12 protein-coding genes are annotated in these 16,970 nt (G+C 61.0%); 7 read left to right on the top strand and 5 right to left on the bottom strand.

Translation table 11 applies throughout. The annotated features are described in order from the left end of the window. Position 1 precedes the first annotated feature (1 nt). A complete protein-coding gene (locus tag ACFQDI_RS03470) occupies positions 2-481 on the bottom strand; it encodes a DUF1854 domain-containing protein (RefSeq protein WP_377163437.1) in 480 nt (159 codons plus the stop codon). Continuing rightward, positions 478-2,697 (bottom strand): cyanophycin metabolism-associated ABC transporter, encoded by a 2,220-nt coding sequence (locus ACFQDI_RS03475; protein ID WP_377163439.1) that lies wholly within the window; start codon positions 2,695-2,697, stop codon positions 478-480. Before ACFQDI_RS03475 ends, ACFQDI_RS03470 begins: the two co-directional genes overlap by 4 nt. Before the next feature lie 166 nt (positions 2,698-2,863). On the opposite strand from ACFQDI_RS03475, the gene cphA reads away from it, so the two are divergent. The 6 genes from cphA to ACFQDI_RS03505 all read left to right on the top strand — a co-directional run bounded on the left by cphA (position 2,864) and on the right by ACFQDI_RS03505 (position 10,005). After that, a complete protein-coding gene (cphA, locus tag ACFQDI_RS03480) occupies positions 2,864-5,470 on the top strand; it encodes a cyanophycin synthetase (RefSeq protein WP_417715078.1) in 2,607 nt (868 codons plus the stop codon). A gap of 75 nt (positions 5,471-5,545) precedes the next feature. Then, entirely contained in the window at positions 5,546-6,196 is a 651-nt protein-coding gene (gene plsY / locus ACFQDI_RS03485; protein ID WP_377163443.1) for a glycerol-3-phosphate 1-O-acyltransferase PlsY, read from the top strand. Then, positions 6,193-7,194 (top strand): NAD(P)H-dependent glycerol-3-phosphate dehydrogenase, encoded by a 1,002-nt coding sequence (locus tag ACFQDI_RS03490; protein ID WP_377163445.1) that lies wholly within the window; start codon positions 6,193-6,195, stop codon positions 7,192-7,194. The genes plsY and ACFQDI_RS03490 overlap by 4 nt, the downstream gene beginning before the upstream one ends. A gap of 7 nt (positions 7,195-7,201) precedes the next feature. Further along, the gene (locus ACFQDI_RS03495; protein WP_377163447.1) at positions 7,202-8,062 is read left to right on the top strand and encodes a class I SAM-dependent methyltransferase; all 861 of its coding nucleotides are present in this window, start codon (positions 7,202-7,204) and stop codon (positions 8,060-8,062) included. A gap of 43 nt (positions 8,063-8,105) precedes the next feature. Further along, a complete protein-coding gene (locus ACFQDI_RS03500; protein ID WP_377163449.1) occupies positions 8,106-9,026 on the top strand; it encodes an ABC transporter permease in 921 nt (306 codons plus the stop codon). Further along, the gene (locus ACFQDI_RS03505; protein ID WP_377163451.1) at positions 9,019-10,005 is read left to right on the top strand and encodes an ABC transporter permease; all 987 of its coding nucleotides are present in this window, start codon (positions 9,019-9,021) and stop codon (positions 10,003-10,005) included. Before ACFQDI_RS03500 ends, ACFQDI_RS03505 begins: the two co-directional genes overlap by 8 nt. A gap of 25 nt (positions 10,006-10,030) precedes the next feature. On the opposite strand, the gene polA is transcribed toward ACFQDI_RS03505, so the two are convergent. Both polA and ACFQDI_RS03515 read right to left on the bottom strand, forming a co-directional pair. Next, on the bottom strand, positions 10,031-12,832 hold the full coding sequence (polA, locus tag ACFQDI_RS03510; RefSeq protein ID WP_377163453.1) for a DNA polymerase I: 2,802 nt from the start codon (positions 12,830-12,832) through the stop codon (positions 10,031-10,033). Between the two features lie 110 nt (positions 12,833-12,942). Next, a complete protein-coding gene (locus tag ACFQDI_RS03515) occupies positions 12,943-14,970 on the bottom strand; it encodes a monovalent cation:proton antiporter family protein (protein ID WP_377163455.1) in 2,028 nt (675 codons plus the stop codon). A gap of 49 nt (positions 14,971-15,019) precedes the next feature. Between ACFQDI_RS03515 and ACFQDI_RS03520 the strand changes: the two genes are divergently transcribed. Continuing rightward, positions 15,020-15,157 carry a hypothetical protein gene (locus tag ACFQDI_RS03520; protein ID WP_377163457.1) on the top strand — a complete coding sequence of 46 codons (138 nt, stop codon included), beginning with the start codon at positions 15,020-15,022 and terminating at the stop codon, positions 15,155-15,157. A gap of 50 nt (positions 15,158-15,207) precedes the next feature. Here ACFQDI_RS03520 and ACFQDI_RS03525 read toward each other — a convergent pair whose 3' ends face one another. Beyond that, the gene (locus ACFQDI_RS03525; protein WP_377163459.1) at positions 15,208-16,902 is read right to left on the bottom strand and encodes a cation:proton antiporter domain-containing protein; all 1,695 of its coding nucleotides are present in this window, start codon (positions 16,900-16,902) and stop codon (positions 15,208-15,210) included. Positions 16,903-16,970: the final 68 nt, after the last annotated feature.

Genomic DNA, 16,970 nt, shown 5'->3' on the forward strand with positions numbered 1-16,970 from the left:
TTCAGTAGTAGTGTTCCAGCTTGCGTTTGCTGACCCGGTCCAAGCTGGCGATGTCTGGGATAAGATAGCGGGTGTTGCGGCGGTCCATAATGACAAGCCGGCCGTGGCCGAGGGGCTGGATGCTTTCATCCGTCTCGACTTCAAAGCTGGTGTCGCCACGATCTGTGGTGACATGCCACTCATGGCCGTCTGCGAGACGCACGATGCGGTGAATGACCTGGATGACGGGGACGAAGTCTCGTCTGGCAAGCGCTTCCAACAGCAGACTGCGTGAAGGCTCAGGCAGGCTCTGAGGATCCTCGATGCACAGAATTTCTCGCGCGCCCTGGGACTGGATTGAAATCCAGTGGTCCTTCTCTGTCAGGGGAAAGAGTTTGGCTGGGTGCACATTTACATGCCGCACTCCTTCCGCGTCCACCAGCACCAGGCGGCCCTGGGCGTCCCTGGAAAACTCGATGTTCTGTGGCTGCGGCGTGCTCATGCGTGGTTCACCTCCAGCATGGCCTGGTGCAGGCGCGCGTAGGTTCCGCTGCTCTGCATCAGCTGCTCATGCGATCCGATTTCCTTGATGCGGCCTTCCTCGATCACGACCAGCCGGCTTGCCTTGCGCAAGGTGCCCAGGCGGTGGGCAATGGCGATCGTGGTGCGTCCTTTGACGAGATGATCCAGCGCGGCCTGGATTTCACGCTCCGTCTCGGTGTCCACGGAGGAGGTGGCTTCATCCAGGATCAAAATGGCTGGATCGACAAGCAGGGCGCGAGCGATGCTGATGCGCTGCCGTTCACCACCGGAAAGCTGCTGGCCGCGCTCTCCCACCAGCGAGTCGTAGGCGTCCGGCAGCCGCATGATGAAGTCATGTGCACGCGCTGCACGTGCAGATGCGACGATTTCCGCCCGCGATGCCTCCGGTTTCCCATAGGCGATATTTTCCGCAATCGTCCCGTAAAAGAGGTAGGGCTCCTGCAAAACGAGCCCGAGATTTCTACGGTACCCAACGACATCGACCTCTCCAAGATTGAAGCCGTCCACGAGCACGGCTCCTTCGCTTACCTCAAAAAAGCGGCAGGCCAGGTTTACCAGCGTGGTCTTGCCTGCGCCGCTCGGACCCACAAACCCAACCATCTCACCCGGCGCGATTTTCAGGCTGATGCCACGAATGATTTCACGGGATCCATAACGAAACTTTACATCACGAAACTCAATTTCGCCGCGCAGGCGGCCGACCTTGATCGGATTGGACTGCGCGGGCACGTCAGGTTTGACATCGAGCACGTCAAAGATGCGGTGTGCACTGGCAGCCGCCCGCTGCATGGACGCAGTGAAGCGGCTCATGGAGTCCATGCGTTCATAAAAACTGCTGATATAAAGCACAAAGCCTGTCAGCACACCCACGGTGATGCTGTCATGTGCCACACTCCACGCACCCACAGCCCAGACGATGAGCAGGCCGATGTCAGTCAGCAGCTTGATCATCGGCGTGAAGAAGGACCAGGTCCTGTTGACGCGGTCGTTGGTGTCAAAGATGTGCTTGTCCGCTGCACGGAAGCGTTCGATCTCGCGCTGCTCCTGGGCAAACGCCTTGACCACGCGTACGCCAGGAATCGTGTCTGCCAGCACGCTGGTGAGCTGGCTGCCTGCACGGCTGGCGGCGGCAAAGCCACCCCGAAGATGCTCGCGCACTCGCTGCACCAGCCAGGCTACGACGGGCACCGGGCCAAGCGCGGCCACGGCGAGCAGGGGGTTGATGCTGAAGAGGATGACCGCGGTGAAAATGAACTGCAGCACATCGCAGAAAAAATCGATGAAGTTCACCGAGATAAAGAGGGAGAGGTGCTCTGTGTCCGAGCCTATGCGTGAGATAAGGTCTCCTGTGCGCTTGCGGTTGAAATAGGTGAGCGAAAGCCGCTGCAGATGCTCGAAGGTCTCCCGGCGCATGCGGCTGGTCACCAGCTCGGCGATCCGCGCCACCACAAAAGTCTTTCCCCAGTTCAGCGCCCAGGTCAGCAGGGCTGCGAGCGCCAGTTCTGTGATGAAAACATAGACCAGATGCACATGCACCCGCTCCGTCTGGCTTTGCATCGGTATGAGAACATCATCGACCAGTGACATGGTGAGCCAGGGGGCGATCATCTGGGCCCCGGTGCTTGCCATGGTGAGCGCCAGGCCTAGAAAAAGCAGCCGGTACCAAGGACGGCAGAAGCTAAGCAGACGAAGCAGCGGCTTGCCTGGCGGTATGTAGCCTTCAGCATCTTCGGCGGCAAAGATTTCCTCCTCATCCTCCTCGTTTTCACCACCGATTTTGTCTCCGCCGCCTGCCTCTCCGCAAAGGAGGCTGCGCTGCTCCCGGAACCGGGCCAAAAATGCCTCCACCTGCCTCAGGGAGCCGGATGTCACCCGCCACTGGCCGATGAGAGTGCCGTTTCCCATGAGGTGCAGAGCTATCGTCGCACCCATTTCCTCCAGGTTAAACTCCTGCAGGTCTGCCAGCTTCCAGGCGATGAAGCTTGGCTGGCCGGAGCCTTTGTCCTCAAAATGCAGCAGGCGTGTGTTTGTCAGCACAATCAGGCCATGCCGGAAATGCAGGCCGGCATCCAAATCCGTCATCAAACGGGCGACCATGCGCTCGCCTGATGCCAGTTTGGATTCGGCATGCTGAAGCAGGAGGTCGGGAAGGTCTTGGATGAGAGGACGCGGCAAAGTAGGGGCGGGTCTGGAAACCCGCCGATAGTCGAATGTTCCCACAGCTTGTCAAACCGGGGCGGTTATTTCCCCAAATCCGGATCATGTCATTTCCTGCATTGGGAAGAGGTTTCCCTTGACCTCCTGCCGGTCTGTGGACAATTCCGCGCGTTTTACTCCCCGCTTGCCTAACACAGCTCCATCCTGCGAACTCCGCTCCACCGTTGTTCGCAAAATCCTTGCGTTGCGAGGCCCGAATCTCTGGGCCCGCGAGACCGTTCTGGAATGCAAAGTGGAATTTCCCGAACTGACAGACTACGTCGCCAACTGGCGCTCCTGGCTTTTTTCCTGGCTGCCGGCGTTGGAGCCTCAGCTTAGCGAAACTTCCGTCGTACCTCAGGCTGATTCTCTCGCGGCTCTGCTGCAAGTCATAACGCTGCATCTGCAAAGCCGCTCGGATCTTCAGGTGAGCTTTGGCAAGGTGATGCCCACTGGGCAGCCTCTGACCTACCGCATCATCACCCAGTTTGACGAAGAGGTGGTGGCCCGGGCCGCCTTCGAACTCGCACGGCGCCTGATTGATGCCGCGCTGTTTGGCCAGACCATGGACGTCAATGCCGCCCTGACTGAACTGTGTGAGCTTGCCCAGGAAGTCTGCCTCGGCCCAAGCACCCGTGCCATGGTGGATGCCGCGCGCCTGCGGGGGATTCCGGTGCACCGGCTTACTGAAGGCAGCCTCGTTCAGCTGGGCTGGGGGGCGAAACAGAAGAAAATCCTTGCCGCCGCCACCAGCCAGACGAGCGCGATCGCCGAAGACATTGTCCAAGATAAGGATTTTACCCGGCGGATGCTGAATGAAATCGGCCTGCCTGTGCCGCAGGGACGTCCCGTCAAGAATGCAGAGGACGCCTGGGCAGCCGCCAACGAAATCGGCCTGCCTGTCGTCGTCAAACCCTTGGATGGCAACCAGGGGCGGGGGGTCGCTCTCAATTTGTATACACGCGAGCAGATCAGCACCGCCTACGCCGCCGCCCGGGAGGAAAGCCGCTCGGTCATCGTGGAGCAGTTTGCCGAAGGGGAAGACTATCGCGTACTCGTGATTGGTCGTGAGCTTATCGCCGCTTCACGGCGCTATCCTGCGCATGTGATCGGGGATGGCGAGCACACCATCCAGGAGCTCGTTGCTGAAAAAAACCGTGACCCGCGCCGTGCTGCCGACCATGCAGCCGCACTCAGTCGCATCCGCATTGACGCCGTGGCTCTCGCTGTGCTGGCGGAGCAGGGGGTCACGCCGGAGTCGGTCCCTGAGAAGGACCGCATGATCCTCATCCGCCGAAATGCCAATCTCAGCACCGGGGGCACCGCTGTGGACTGCACCGCCGAGGTGCATCCCACAATCTGCGCCGCAGCTGTGGAGGCTGCGCAGATGGTCGGGCTGGACATCTGCGGCATTGACATGATCGCGCCGGACATCACCCAGCCGCTAAGCCCGCGCAATGGGGTTATCATCGAGCTGAACGCGCGTCCCGGCCTGCGCATGCACCTTTACCCTTCAGAGGGAGAGGCGCGTCCGGTAGGCAAGGCGGTGATCGACACCATGTTTGCCCCGGACTGCCGCGGCCGCATCCCCATCGTTGCCGTGACCGGAGTGAACGGCAAGACCACCACCACGCGCTTCATTGCGCACTTGCTGAGTCAGAATCAGTGGTGCGTGGGCATGACGAGCACGGACGGGGTTTTCGTCGGCTCCCGCATGATCGACACCGGAGACTGCAGCGGCCCGAAGAGTGCACGCAGCATTTTATCCTACCCTCTTTGCGAAGCTGCCGTGCTGGAAACCGCCCGTGGCGGCATCCTGCGTGAGGGGCTGGCCTTTGACCATTGTGACGTGGCCGTGGTGACCAACATCGGTGCCGGGGACCATCTGGGGATCAATGACATCAATACCCCTGAGCAGCTGGCCGAGGTAAAGCAGTGCATCGTGGCCGCTGTGTCAGCGGAGGGCAGCGCCGTCCTCAACGCAGCCGACCCGCTGGTCGTCAAAATGGCGGAGACCTATCCCCGCAAGACCATTTTCTTTGCCTTGGATGGTGAAAACACGGTCATCGTCCTGCACCGGATCAAAGGGGAGCGCGCAATTTTTGTGAGAGATGGCAGCATCGTCCGTGCCACTGGTCCTAGCGAGGACATCTTCATGCCGCTAAGCGAGGTGCCACTCACCCACGGAGGGCGTATCGGCTTCCAGGTGGAGAACACTCTGGCCGCCGTGGCCGCTGCCTGGGCGCTGGGCATTGACGACGAGCTCATCCGCCAGGGGGCGCGCAGCTTTGTGCCCAGCCTGGATCAGAACGCCGGACGCTTCAATGTGCTGGATCTGAAGGGTATCACCGTCATTGTGGACTACGGTCACAATGTGGACGCGCTCCGTGCTTTGCTGGACGGTCTTCGCCAGTTTGAAAACAAGCGACGCATTGTGGTTTACAGCTCTGCAGGCGACCGCCGGGACAGCGACATCATCGAGCAGGGGCGCATGATTAGCGCTGAGTTTGACGACGCCTGGCTCTACGAAGGCGACTATGTGCGCGGTCGTGAATCTGGCGAAATCATGAGTCTGCTCGCCCAGGGGCTGGAAAACGCCGTGCGCACGCGGCGTGTAGAGTCAATCCTAGGCCATCTGAAGGCGGTGGATCTGGCGCTGGAGTCCGCGCAGCCGGGAGATCTGGTGATGATCCAGGCAGATACGGCGGATGAAACCGTGCAGTATTTGAAGGAAAAATACGGCGCCCAGTAGCTTGCGTGGTTTCGGTTCGATGAATCGCTTGCCACAGCACGCAGGATTCGGCTACTAGGAGGCGTTGATCCACCCATGACTACGACAACCGCCATCATCCTTAGCATTGCCTCCGGCTACCTCTGCGGCTCGGTGCCGTTTGGCTACCTCGCAGGGCGGCTCAAGGGAATCGACATCCGCCAGCATGGCAGCGGCAACATTGGTGCCACCAACGCCATCCGCGTGCTGGGGAAGGGGATCGGCATCCCGGTCTTCATTCTGGACATGGTCAAAGGCTGGCTGCCAGTGTGGCTGGCGGCGGGCTGGATCGCACAAACAGGCGCGGTGCCTGAGATGGTCTCCATCGGCAAGGTGCTGGCGGGTTTTGCCGCTGTGCTGGGGCACATGTTTACCTTCTGGCTTGGCTTCAAGGGCGGCAAGGGCATCGCCACCACTGGCGGTGTGCTGTTTGGCATCTCCAAGGCAGGCATGCTCGGTGGCTGGATCGGTTTCCTGACCTTCCTCTTTGCCTTCCGCTATGTCTCGCTCGGCTCTCTGGCTGCGGCGGTGGGGGTGCCCACGGCCATGGCCATCCAGATGTACCGTGAGGGGCACTGGGATTTTGTGCTGCTGGGCTTTGGCATCGTGGTCATGATCCTCGCCTTTGTCCGCCACCGCTCCAACATCCAGCGCCTGCTGGCCGGCACGGAGAACAAGGCCTTCACCAAAAAGAAGCCGCAGCCATGATCCAGAGCGCCACCGTCATTGGTGCCGGTAGCTGGGGCACCGCACTCGCTGCTTTGCTGTCCTGGCGTGGTTTGGACGTGCAGTTTTGGGGCCGCGATGCGGAGCTGATGGCTCAGCTCCAAGACACCCGCCGCAGTGCCCGCTACCTTCCGGACCTGGAATTGCCGCCGCAGGTGCGGGTGACGTCTGATTTTCATGCGCTGCAGCCTGCGGACATGCTCGTTTTTGTAGTACCGTCCAAGGCCATGCTCAGCACGGCGCAGCTCGTGGCACAGAGTGGAGCCGCTTCTCGTGCGCGGGTGCTGGTGTCATGCTCCAAGGGCATTGAGCTGGAAACCGGCCGCCGTATGACGGAACTGATCGGCTCAGCCATCCCCGGCGTGCCGCTGGCGGTGCTCACCGGCCCGAACCATGCGGAAGAGGTGGCGCGCCAGATGGCCACTGCCGCCGTGGTGGCCTGTGCGGATGATGACATCGCCAAGGCGGTGCAGGCCTGCTTCACGCTGCCGTTTTTCCGCACCTACACCACCGACGACATCGTGGGCGCTGAATGGGCCGGAGCGATGAAGAACCCCTATGCCATCGCGGCGGGGATCGCCCACGGACTGAAGATGGGAGACAACACTCTCGCCGCGCTCGTCACCCGCGCACTGGCTGAAATGGTGCGGCTGGGCATGGCTGAAGGTGGCAAAGTGGAGACTTTTTACGGGCTTAGCGGAGTGGGGGATCTCATGGGCACTTGCTACTCCGAGCACAGCCGCAACCACCGTGTGGGCATGATGCTGGGGCAGGGACGGCCGCTGGATGAGATCATCTCCAGCACACGTATGGTGGCCGAGGGCGTGCTGAACACCGCCAGCCTCCACCGCGCCGCCCAGGCACGCGGCGTGCGCATGCCGCTGCTGGGCGAGATCTATGCCGTGCTTCACCAGGGCAAATCGCCCAAGGAAGGTATGCGCGATCTTTTTTCACGTGATCCCCGTCCGGAGGCGGACTGATTTTTCCATGGCTGACACAAACGGTTACGAACTCCTCGACAGCGGCTCTTTCCAAAAGCTGGAGCGCTTTGGCAATGTGGTGCTCTCCAGGCCCTGCGCGCAGGCGGTCTGGCGGCAGACGCTGCCCAAGGCGGACTGGCAGCAGGTGACCGCCACCTTTTTCCGCGACGGCGGCAACCAGTGGCGCGGCCGCGACAAACTGCCGGAGACCTGGGCTATCGAGGTGGATGGCACCAAGTTTCAGCTCAGCTCCACGGACTTTGGCCACCTGGGCATCTTTCCCGAGCAGCGCGACCAGTGGCGGCGCATCCGCACGGTGTGTGCGGAATATGCTCAAAAGCACAACCGCCCGGCGCGTGTGCTCAATCTCTTTGCCTACTCCGGCGGCAGCACGCTGGCCGCCGCGCATGCCGGCGCTGAGGTGTGCCATGTGGACGCCTCCAAAGGCATGGTGGACTGGGCGCGCAAGAATGCCGCGCTCAATGGCCTGGAGGCAAAGCCGGTGCGTTGGATCGTGGATGACGTGACCAAATTTCTGGAGCGCGAGCTGCGGCGTGACCGCCAGTATGACCTGCTCATTCTCGATCCGCCGAGCTACGGGCGCGGGGCCAAGGGCGAAGTCTTTAAGATCGAAAACGACCTGCCTCCGCTGCTCACGCTGCTGGGCAGGCTCATCTCCCCCGAGCCGCTGGGAGTGCTGCTCTCCTGCCACACGCCGGAGCTGACGCCCATCTCTCTGCATCATCTGCTGCTGCAGCAGTTTGGCCGCAGCGGCGGCAAGGTGGAGCAGGGTGAGATGCAGCTCCGCGGCGGTGCCAGCGTGCTGCCTGTGCCCAGCGGCAGCTATGCCTGGTGGCTGGCCGACTGATTGAGCATTCGACATTCCGCCTCCGTCATCCGACATTTCCGCGATGCTTGCCTTTCTCCTCCGCCGCGTCTTCAGCAGCGTGATCGTGATCTTTTGCGTGATCTCGATCACCTTTGTGCTGGCGCGGATCACACCGGGCGGCCCATTCGACAAGGAGAAGGAGCCCCCGAAGCATGTGAAGGAGGCGCTGGAGAAAAAGTACAAACTCAGTGGCACCCTGTGGCAGCAGTACACCTCCTATGTCTCATCCCTCGCGCATTTTGATCTCGGGCTGTCCACCAAGTACCGCGACTGGAGCGTGGCCGAGCTGCTGAAGCAGAAGATGCCCAACTCCTTTGCACTGGGCTCGCTGGCCTTTGTGATCGCGAGCTGCGCAGGCGTCACGCTTGGCAGCCTTGCGGCGATGAAGCGGGACACCTGGATCGACCGCTCGGCCATGTTCGGCGCGCTGCTGGCCATCTCCATTCCGTCCTTCATCAGCGGGCCGTTTTTGATCGCCCTCTTCGCGCTGGGGCTGGGCTGGCTGCCGGTGGGCGGCTGGGGTACCGTGCAGCAGATGGTCCTGCCGGGGATCTGCCTGGCCGCGCCTTACATCGCCTACGTGGCGCGGCTCATGCGCAACAGTCTGCTGGATGTGCTGAAAAGCGACTTTCTGCGCACCGCGCGCGCCAAGGGGCTGAGCGAGACACAGGCCGTGGTGCGGCATGCAGTGAAGGTGGCCATCCTGCCCGTGGTCACCTTTCTCGGACCGCTCGCTGCTCATCTGCTCACGGGCTCGATGATCGTGGAAAGCGTCTTCAACATCTCCGGGGCGGGGATGATCTTTGTGAACTCGATCCAGAACCGCGATGTCTTCCTGCTCGGCGGTGCGGTGATCGTGTACTGTGCGCTGCTCGTGCTCTTCAATCTGCTGGTGGACGTGATCTACACGCTGCTGGACAAACGCATCAAACTCTATGCCTGAAGGCGCCGCTCCAGCATCCATCGCGAGGCCGGACGGCTGGCAGATCCTGAAGCGCAACCGCGCAGCGCTCATCGCGCTCGGGTTTCTCGCATGCCTTTCCCTCCTAGCCATCGTGGTGCCCATGCTGCTGCCGGCTGAGCTGAAGGGCACAAGCAGCGCCTCCTTCGTGCCGCCGCTGCAGCATGCCGTCGAATCCCGAACGCTGCATGTCTTTGGCACCGATGTGAACGGGCAGGACATGCTCTACCGCCTGCTCTCGGGCGCACGTGTCTCCCTCGGTGTGGGGCTGGTGGGCGCGCTGATCAGCCTCGGTATCGGCACGCTCTACGGCATGATCAGCGGCTATGCTGGCGGGCGCATTGATGGTGTGATGATGCGCACCATCGAGGTGCTGCAGTCCGTGCCGCGCATCCTCTTCATCATGATCCTAATCGCCGCGCTGGATGATTACGTGAAGGAGTGGGTGGATGGCTTGCGGCTCTACGCGCAGGCGCATGGCTGGCCGAAGTTTGCCGCCATGATGACCGACCTTAAGGCCTACTCCAAGGTGCTGGTGATGATCGTTTCCCTGGGGCTGGTGGAGTGGCTCACCATGGCGCGCATCGTGCGCGGCCAGGTGCTCGTGCTGCGGGAGATGACCTTTGTGACGGCTTCCCGTGCCATGGGCCAGAGCCCCTGGGGGGTGCTGCGGCGGCACCTGCTGCCGAACCTGAGCACCATCATCCTCACCTACCTCACACTCACCATTCCTGCGGTCATTTTGGATGAATCCTTCCTGAGCTTTCTCGGGCTCGGCATCGAGGATCCCGCTGCCAGTTGGGGCTCTCTGCTCAAGGATGGTGCGCAGGTCATCAACCCGATCGAGAGCAAGTGGTGGCTGCTCGTCTTCCCCGCACTGCTCATGTCAGCCAGTCTGCTGGCCCTAAACTTTCTCGGTGATGGATTGAGAGATGCGTTTGATCCGAAAAGTGGGGAGTAAGAGAGCTTGTCTTGATGTTTAAATGTTAATGCGCCTGCAGCCAGTTCAGTCCGGTCCCGGCCTCGACTTCCACGGGCACGCCTTCCAGAGGCAGGGCGTTTTTCATGGCTTCGAGGATGATGGGGCGGGCCTGCTCCACTTCGCCTGCGGGCATTTCAAAGAGGAGTTCATCGTGCACCTGGAGGAGCATGCGGGCCTGCAGTCCGGCTTTGGTCAGGGCGGCGTCCACGTGGATCATGGCCAGCTTGATCATGTCGGCGGCGGTGCCCTGGATGGGGGTGTTCATGGCTACGCGCTCGGCCTGGCCGCGCACGGTGGCGTTGGCGCTGGTGAGATCGCGGATGACGCGGCGGCGGCCCGTGAGGGTCTCCACATGGCCGCTCTTTTTGGCGTCTTCGACGATCTTCTCCATGAAGCGTTTGATGCCGGGGAACTGCTTGAAGTAGTTCTCAATGATGGTGGCGGCTTCACCGCGTGGGATGCCAAGGCGCTGGCTGAGGCCGAAGGCGGAGATGCCGTAGATAATGCCAAAGTTCACCATCTTGGCGGTGCGGCGCATCTCGGGAAGCACGCCGTCTAGCTCCACGCCATACACACGCGCGGCGGTGGCCTGGTGAATGTCGTGCCCGTTGGCAAAGGCCTCGATCATGGCCTTGTCCCCGCTGAGAGCGGCCATGACACGCAGCTCGATCTGCGAGTAGTCCGCACTCAAGAGCACCCAGCCATCAAAGCCCGGCACGAAAGCCTTGCGGATCTCGCGGCCCAGATCGGAGCGGATGGGGATGTTTTGCAGATTGGGGTTGGTCGAGGCCATGCGGCCCGTGGCGGCCATGAGCTGATGGAAGGTGGTGTGCACCCGCCCTGTGACTTTGGAGACTGCATGCGGCAGCGCCTCGACGTAGGTGCTGTTCAGTTTGGTGACCTCGCGGTAGTCCAGAATGTCCTGCACGATGGGGTGCAGACCCAGCAGGGACTGCAGCACCTGCTCGTTGGTCTGGTACTGACCGGTGGCGGTCTTCTTGGGTTTTTCGAGCAGCTTGAGGCGGTCAAACAGCACCTCGCCGAGCTGCTTGGGGCTGTTGAGGTTGAAGGGGGCGCCCCCGTATTCCTGAATGCGGCGCTGCAGCTCTTGCGCCTTCTTTTCCAGCTCCAGACCGTACTCGCGCAGCGCCTGCACGTCGATCTTCACACCAAAGTTTTCCATCTTCGTCAGCACAGGCAGCAGCGGGCACTCGACCTTTTCAAAGACATACTGCTGCTGTTTCAGCTCAGGACGCATTTTGGCGGCCAGCTGCCACGTCACATCCGCGTCTTCGGCGGCGTAGTCTGCCACCTTGCGGGCGTCCTTCTCCGCCACGTCGGCCATGGTGGCCTGGCTGAAGAGGTCGTCTTTCTCCGTGCCGATGAGGCTGGAGATGGGCACGGGTGTGTAGTGCAGGTACACCTCCGAGAGGTAGTCCATGCCATGGCGCTGCTCGGCGTCGATGAGCGAGTGCGCGAGCATGGAATCGAAGTACGGACCGCTGACCTCCACGCCATGCGCGAGCAGCACACTGAGGTCGAATTTGAGATTATGTCCGATCTTCTCCACACCCGGCCGTGTGAGCACCTCGCGGAATTCTTCCAGCGTGGCCTTGGCCGCTGCCTTGTCGCGCGGAAAGTGCACAAACCAGCCCTCATGCGCCTGCCATGACAGAGCGATGCCGACAATCTGCGTGTCGCGCGGATCGAGGCCTGTGGTCTCCAGGTCAAAGCAGAAGGATGAAAGTGTAGCAAGCTGCGCGATGAGCTTCTGCCGCTCCTCGGCTGTCTGCACGAGGTGGTAGGTGTGAGGTGTGTCTGCGATGGTGCTGAGCTTGGCCGGCGCGGGGGCGGAAAAGAGATCATCCTGCGCAGGCGCATCGGCTGCTGCGGGGCTGGCGGCCTCCATCTTGCGGCTGCGGCCTGCCTTGAAGTCATCGCCATAGAGTCGGCGGCCGAGCGCGTTGAATTCAAATTCGGTGAAGAAGGCTTTCAGCACTTCATCGTTGTGCGGCTTCACCACGAGATCCGCCACCTGAGCCTCGTAAGGCGCGTCGTGGAAGATGGTGGCCAGTTTCTTGGAGAGCAGGGCGTCTTCCTTGCTGGCCTCCAGCTTTTCCTTCTGCTTGCCTTTGAGCTGGCCGACATTGGCCAGCAGATTTTCCACGCTGCCAAACTGTTGGATGAGCGCCGTAGCGGTCTTTTCGCCAAAGCCTTTCACACCAGGGATGTTGTCCACGGCGTCTCCCATGAGTGCGAGAATGTCGATGACCTGCTCCGGGCGCTCGATGCCCCAGCGCTCGCAGACTTCCTTCACACCGAGGATCTCGGTGTCCGCCCCGGAGCGCCCAGGCTTGTAGATCTTCACATGCTCGGAGACGAGCTGGCCGAAGTCCTTGTCAGGCGTGACCATGAAGGTCTCGATGCCTTCTTTTTCGGCACGCTTGGCCATGATGCCGATGATGTCGTCCGCCTCGTAGCCGTCGCGCACCAGGATGGGCACGTTCATTGCCTCCATGAGCCGCTTGATTTGCGGGATGGCCATGCTGATGTCTTCTGGCATCTCCTCGCGCTGCGCCTTGTAGGCGGGAAACATCTCGTGGCGCGGCGTTGGTGCCGAGGTGTCCAGCGCCACGGCGAGATGCGTGGGCTGCTGGTTTTTCAGAATGTCGAGCAGCGTGTTGGCAAAGCCGTAGAGCGCAGACGTGTTCAGGCCGTCGCTGGTGCGGATGGGAGCTTTGATGAAGGCAAAGTGCGCGCGGTAAAGCAGCGCCATGCCATCGAGGAGGAAGAGGCGTTGGGACATTTGTCCAAAGACTAAACAGCCCAGAGACATGCGCAAACGAAGCTGCTCAGGGCGGTGCCCGGAATCGCGCAGCTTTTCACCGCCCGCTCACTGCGCCAGTGCGCTCAGGACTAGGCATGAACCAGCAAAGTGCGCGCCTTTTCGATCTGCGTCTCACTGCCCAGCAGTAGTACGGAATCTGCTGCATGGATTTCCTCGGAGATGCCGGGATTGATGATGCTCTCCCCCTGCCTCTCAATACCGACGATGCTGGCCCCGGTGAAAGTGCGCAGTTTGAGATCGGCGAGCAATTTCCCGACGGCCGGAGAGCCGGTAGGCACCGTTACCGTCACCAGAGAGGCGTCCCGCAACAGGGATGGCAGGGCTGGGGCGCTCGCATCATGGTGAGGGAGCGGTGTCTCGTTGAGCGTCTCATGCAGGGCGAACTGCGCTTTCGTATGCAGCTGGATGAAGGTGCGCCGCAGCAGGAAGGCGATGGCCACCAGTACGGGCACCAAGGCGATAAGCAGATTTCGCGAAGGGAGCACGGCCGTGCTAAGCACCAGCATGAATAGGAAGAGTCCGGCGCATCCGGCCAGGAAGATGACAGAGGACACGATGCCACGGAGTCCCTGAGTGCGCTCGCCCGCAGCGGCGCGGGTCACACTCATCTCGCTGACCATCATTCCAAAGGCCTGCCACTTGCGCACGACGGCGATGGTCATCGGCAGGCTGAGGATCATGGCGCTGAGCCAGAGCATTCCTTTGATGCCATCCATCCCGCCCGGTGCCTCGGGCCACCAGCGCTGCACACGGTCCTTGAGGAAAACAGCTCCGATAAAAACGGCGGCGATGAGCAGCAGGTTCAGCGCGATCTGCCAGCCCCACTTGCGCAGAAACTTGCCGGGTGTTTTCTTGTTGCCGCTGCCTGCCAGGTTGCCCACCCAGATGGTGTAGGCGTCCAGCATGCGCATGAGCCCCCCGGGCATGATCTTCTCCATACCTCGCACGGCCGCGTCCGAGCCCTTGATGAGATACGGAGTGGAGAGAGTCGTCAAAGCCGACACCGCCACGACGATGGGGTAGAGAAACTCGCTTGTCACCTTCAGTGAGAGGCCGAGTGCGGCGATGATGAAAGAGAATTCGCCGATCTGCGCCAGCCCCATGCCGACGCGCATGGAGGTCCGCATGTCATTGCCCGCGACATAAGTGCCGAAGCCGCAGGAGATGACCTTTCCAGCGATCACCACAAGGGTGATGATCACCACCGGACCGATGTGCTCCATGATCACATGAGGGTCGATGAGCAGACCGATGGAGACGAAGAACACAGCGCTGAAGAGATCCCTCACCGGATGCATCAAGGTCTCGATATGGGCAATGTGGCGGGCCTCGGCAATGATGGCGCCGATGAGGAAGGCCCCCAGTGCCACGCTGTAGCCCATCTTGACCGCGAGGAGTGAAACTCCAAAGCAGAGGCCGATCACCGTGACGACGGTCGCCTCGTTGCTCTTAAACTTGGCGACCCAGTTAAGCAGGCGTGGCACCACAATGAGTCCGGCAACGAGCAGCACACCGAGGAAGGCGGCCAGCTTGCCCACAGTCGTGGCCACATCGCCCATGGCCAGGGAGCCCGTGGTGGCGAAGCCTGAGAGCATGGCAATCATGAGAATGGCCAAAATGTCCTCGACGATGAGAATGCCGAAGATCATCTGGGCAAAGCGCTCCTTGGTCTTTCCCATCTCTTCCAGCGCCTTGATGATGATCGTGGTGGAGGAGATGGAGAGGATCGCGCCCAGAAAGACACTGTCCATCGTAGCCCAGCCGAAGGCCCGGCCAATCTGGTAGCCAGCCCAGGTCATCAGAAAGATCTCAAAGAGGGCGCCCAGCAGCGCTGTTACACCCACTTTGGTAAGCTTTTTGAGGCTGAACTCCAAGCCCAGCGCAAACATGAGAAAGATGACTCCCAGCTCTGACAGCGTCTCGATGTTATGCAGATCATTGATCAGCAAAAAAGGCGGCGTGTGCGGCCCGATGATGACCCCTGCCAGGATATAACCGAGCACGACCGGCTGCTTGATGCACCGAAATAACAAGCTGACCACCGCGGCGATGATCATGACAACGGCAAGGTCTTGGAGGAATACAACGTGGTGCATCAGAGGTTAACTTATTGAGGGTTTTCTGCATGCCGCCCAGGAACCATTCATGGACGCCTTTTTTACCCTGCACGCCGGGGACGATGCAGGACACTGCTTATACGCTTCACGAGACGGTTTGGCTCCCGTGGAATTAAAAAAAGATCATGCCAAAAATGCCCCCGAAACTGCAATGAAAATGATTTAAGCGAAGGGAGAAAGGTCAAAGTGAAGGAGCGGCCATCGGCTGCTCTCCGATCATGTTCCTTGCAGCATTTCAGCCTGCTCTACGATGGAATTTGCAGCCTCCGTCTCATCATTGACGACCTGAGTCGCCCCTAAGCGTTTGAGACGTTCGACGTCCGAGCTAAACCGGGCACGGGCAAGCACCGCAATGTCTGGGCGCAGCGCCCGGATCAAGCTCAGGGCCTGTGCATTGATCGTGGCATCGGGGAAGGTGAGCGCGACGATCCGTGCGTTTTTCAGGCGCGTGAGTTCCCAGGTTTCCTCATGGCATGCGTCGGCAAAGAGCACAGGCTGCCCTTCACGATGGAGCTTGCGGACGGTCTCAGCATTCAGTTCTACGACGAGGGTCTGCACGCCTGCATCAAGCAGGGCATTGTTGAGCTTTTCGCCCACGGGACCATGCCCGCAGATAATGGCGTGGTTCGAGAGCAACGCGACACGCTGGCGGAGGCTGCCTGCGTCAAACTTCACCGGCTTGCCGCGGCCCCAGCCGCGCTTCACCAGCCAGTCGCCGAGAGGAATGCCGAATTTCAACAGCGCCGGAAGCAGTCCCATGGAAAGCGCGCTGGCCACCAGCATCGTCTGCTGTGTGTCATCGCTCCATAGGGCGGCGGCGCGCGTTTGCTGCAGCAGCACGAGGGAAAACTCCCCCGCGCTGCACAGGCCGATGCCGGCCATCAGAGCCTGCTTTTGCGCCAGTCCCAGGCGGCGCGCCACGAAGGTGATGATGACTGCCTTCGCCAGCATGAAAACCAGTGTGAGGGCGGAGATGGGCATCCACAGCCGGGCTGCCGTTTTGATGTCAATCATCAAGCCGACCGAGACAAAGAAGAGCGTGAGGAAGAGATCCTTGAGCGGCATCACATCCGCGAGGATGCGATGTTTAAAGATCGACTCGCTAACCGCCAGGCCAGCAACAAAAGCTCCGAGCGCGAGGCCCAGGCCTAGAAGGCCTCCTGTGAAGGCAAGGCTCACACAGCAACCAATGACCGTGAGCGTGAAAAGCTCCCGGTTGCGCGTGCGCGTCACCGCATTGAGCAGCCAGGGAATGACCCAGCGCGCCATCACGCCGGACAAAACCACAAACGCTCCGCCACGCAGGACGAGGGAACCGAGACGTGGCAGGATGGCCTCGTCGGGTCCTTCATGCGGCAGCAGCAGCGGCAGAAACATGAAGAAGACGATGATGAAGAGGTCCTGAAAAATCGCCACGGCCAGCGCCATGCGCGCGCCGGGGCTGGCTTCGAGCCCGAGATCCTGAAAGCTTTTCAAACTGACTGCGGTGGAGCTCAGGGAGAGCGCTACCGCGAGGATGACGCCTCCATGCCATGAGCTGGTATGGAGCACACTGGAAACCGCTGCAACCACGATGCCGCAAAGCCCCATCTGCCAGCCGCCGCCAACGAACGCCAGCCGTCGCAGGAATCGTAGCTCACCGAGTGAGAATTCCAGCCCAAGTGTGAACATCAGCAGCACGACGCCGAACTCCGCCATCTGCGAAATCTGTTCGTGTGATGCTCCCCCCCCGAGAATCCCCAGCACGCCGGAGTTCGCAATCAGCACGCCGCAGATAAAGTAGCCGGCCAGCATGGACTGCCGCAACCGCAGCAGCAGCAGGGACACCAGCACCACGCCTGCAAGCATCAGTGCCAGCAGCGCAAAGAGCGGTGGGATGGCGGAGGTGGCGATGGTGAAATTCTGAATCATGCGCTGCCTCTTTCTTGGCGGTTCAAGTGCGACAGATCAAGTTTTGATGAATGGCTTTCCCCTCAAGC

Origin of the sequence: Prosthecobacter fluviatilis, from assembly GCF_042655725.1 — a bacterium.
Classification (GTDB): Bacteria; Verrucomicrobiota; Verrucomicrobiia; order Verrucomicrobiales; family Verrucomicrobiaceae; genus Prosthecobacter; species Prosthecobacter fluviatilis.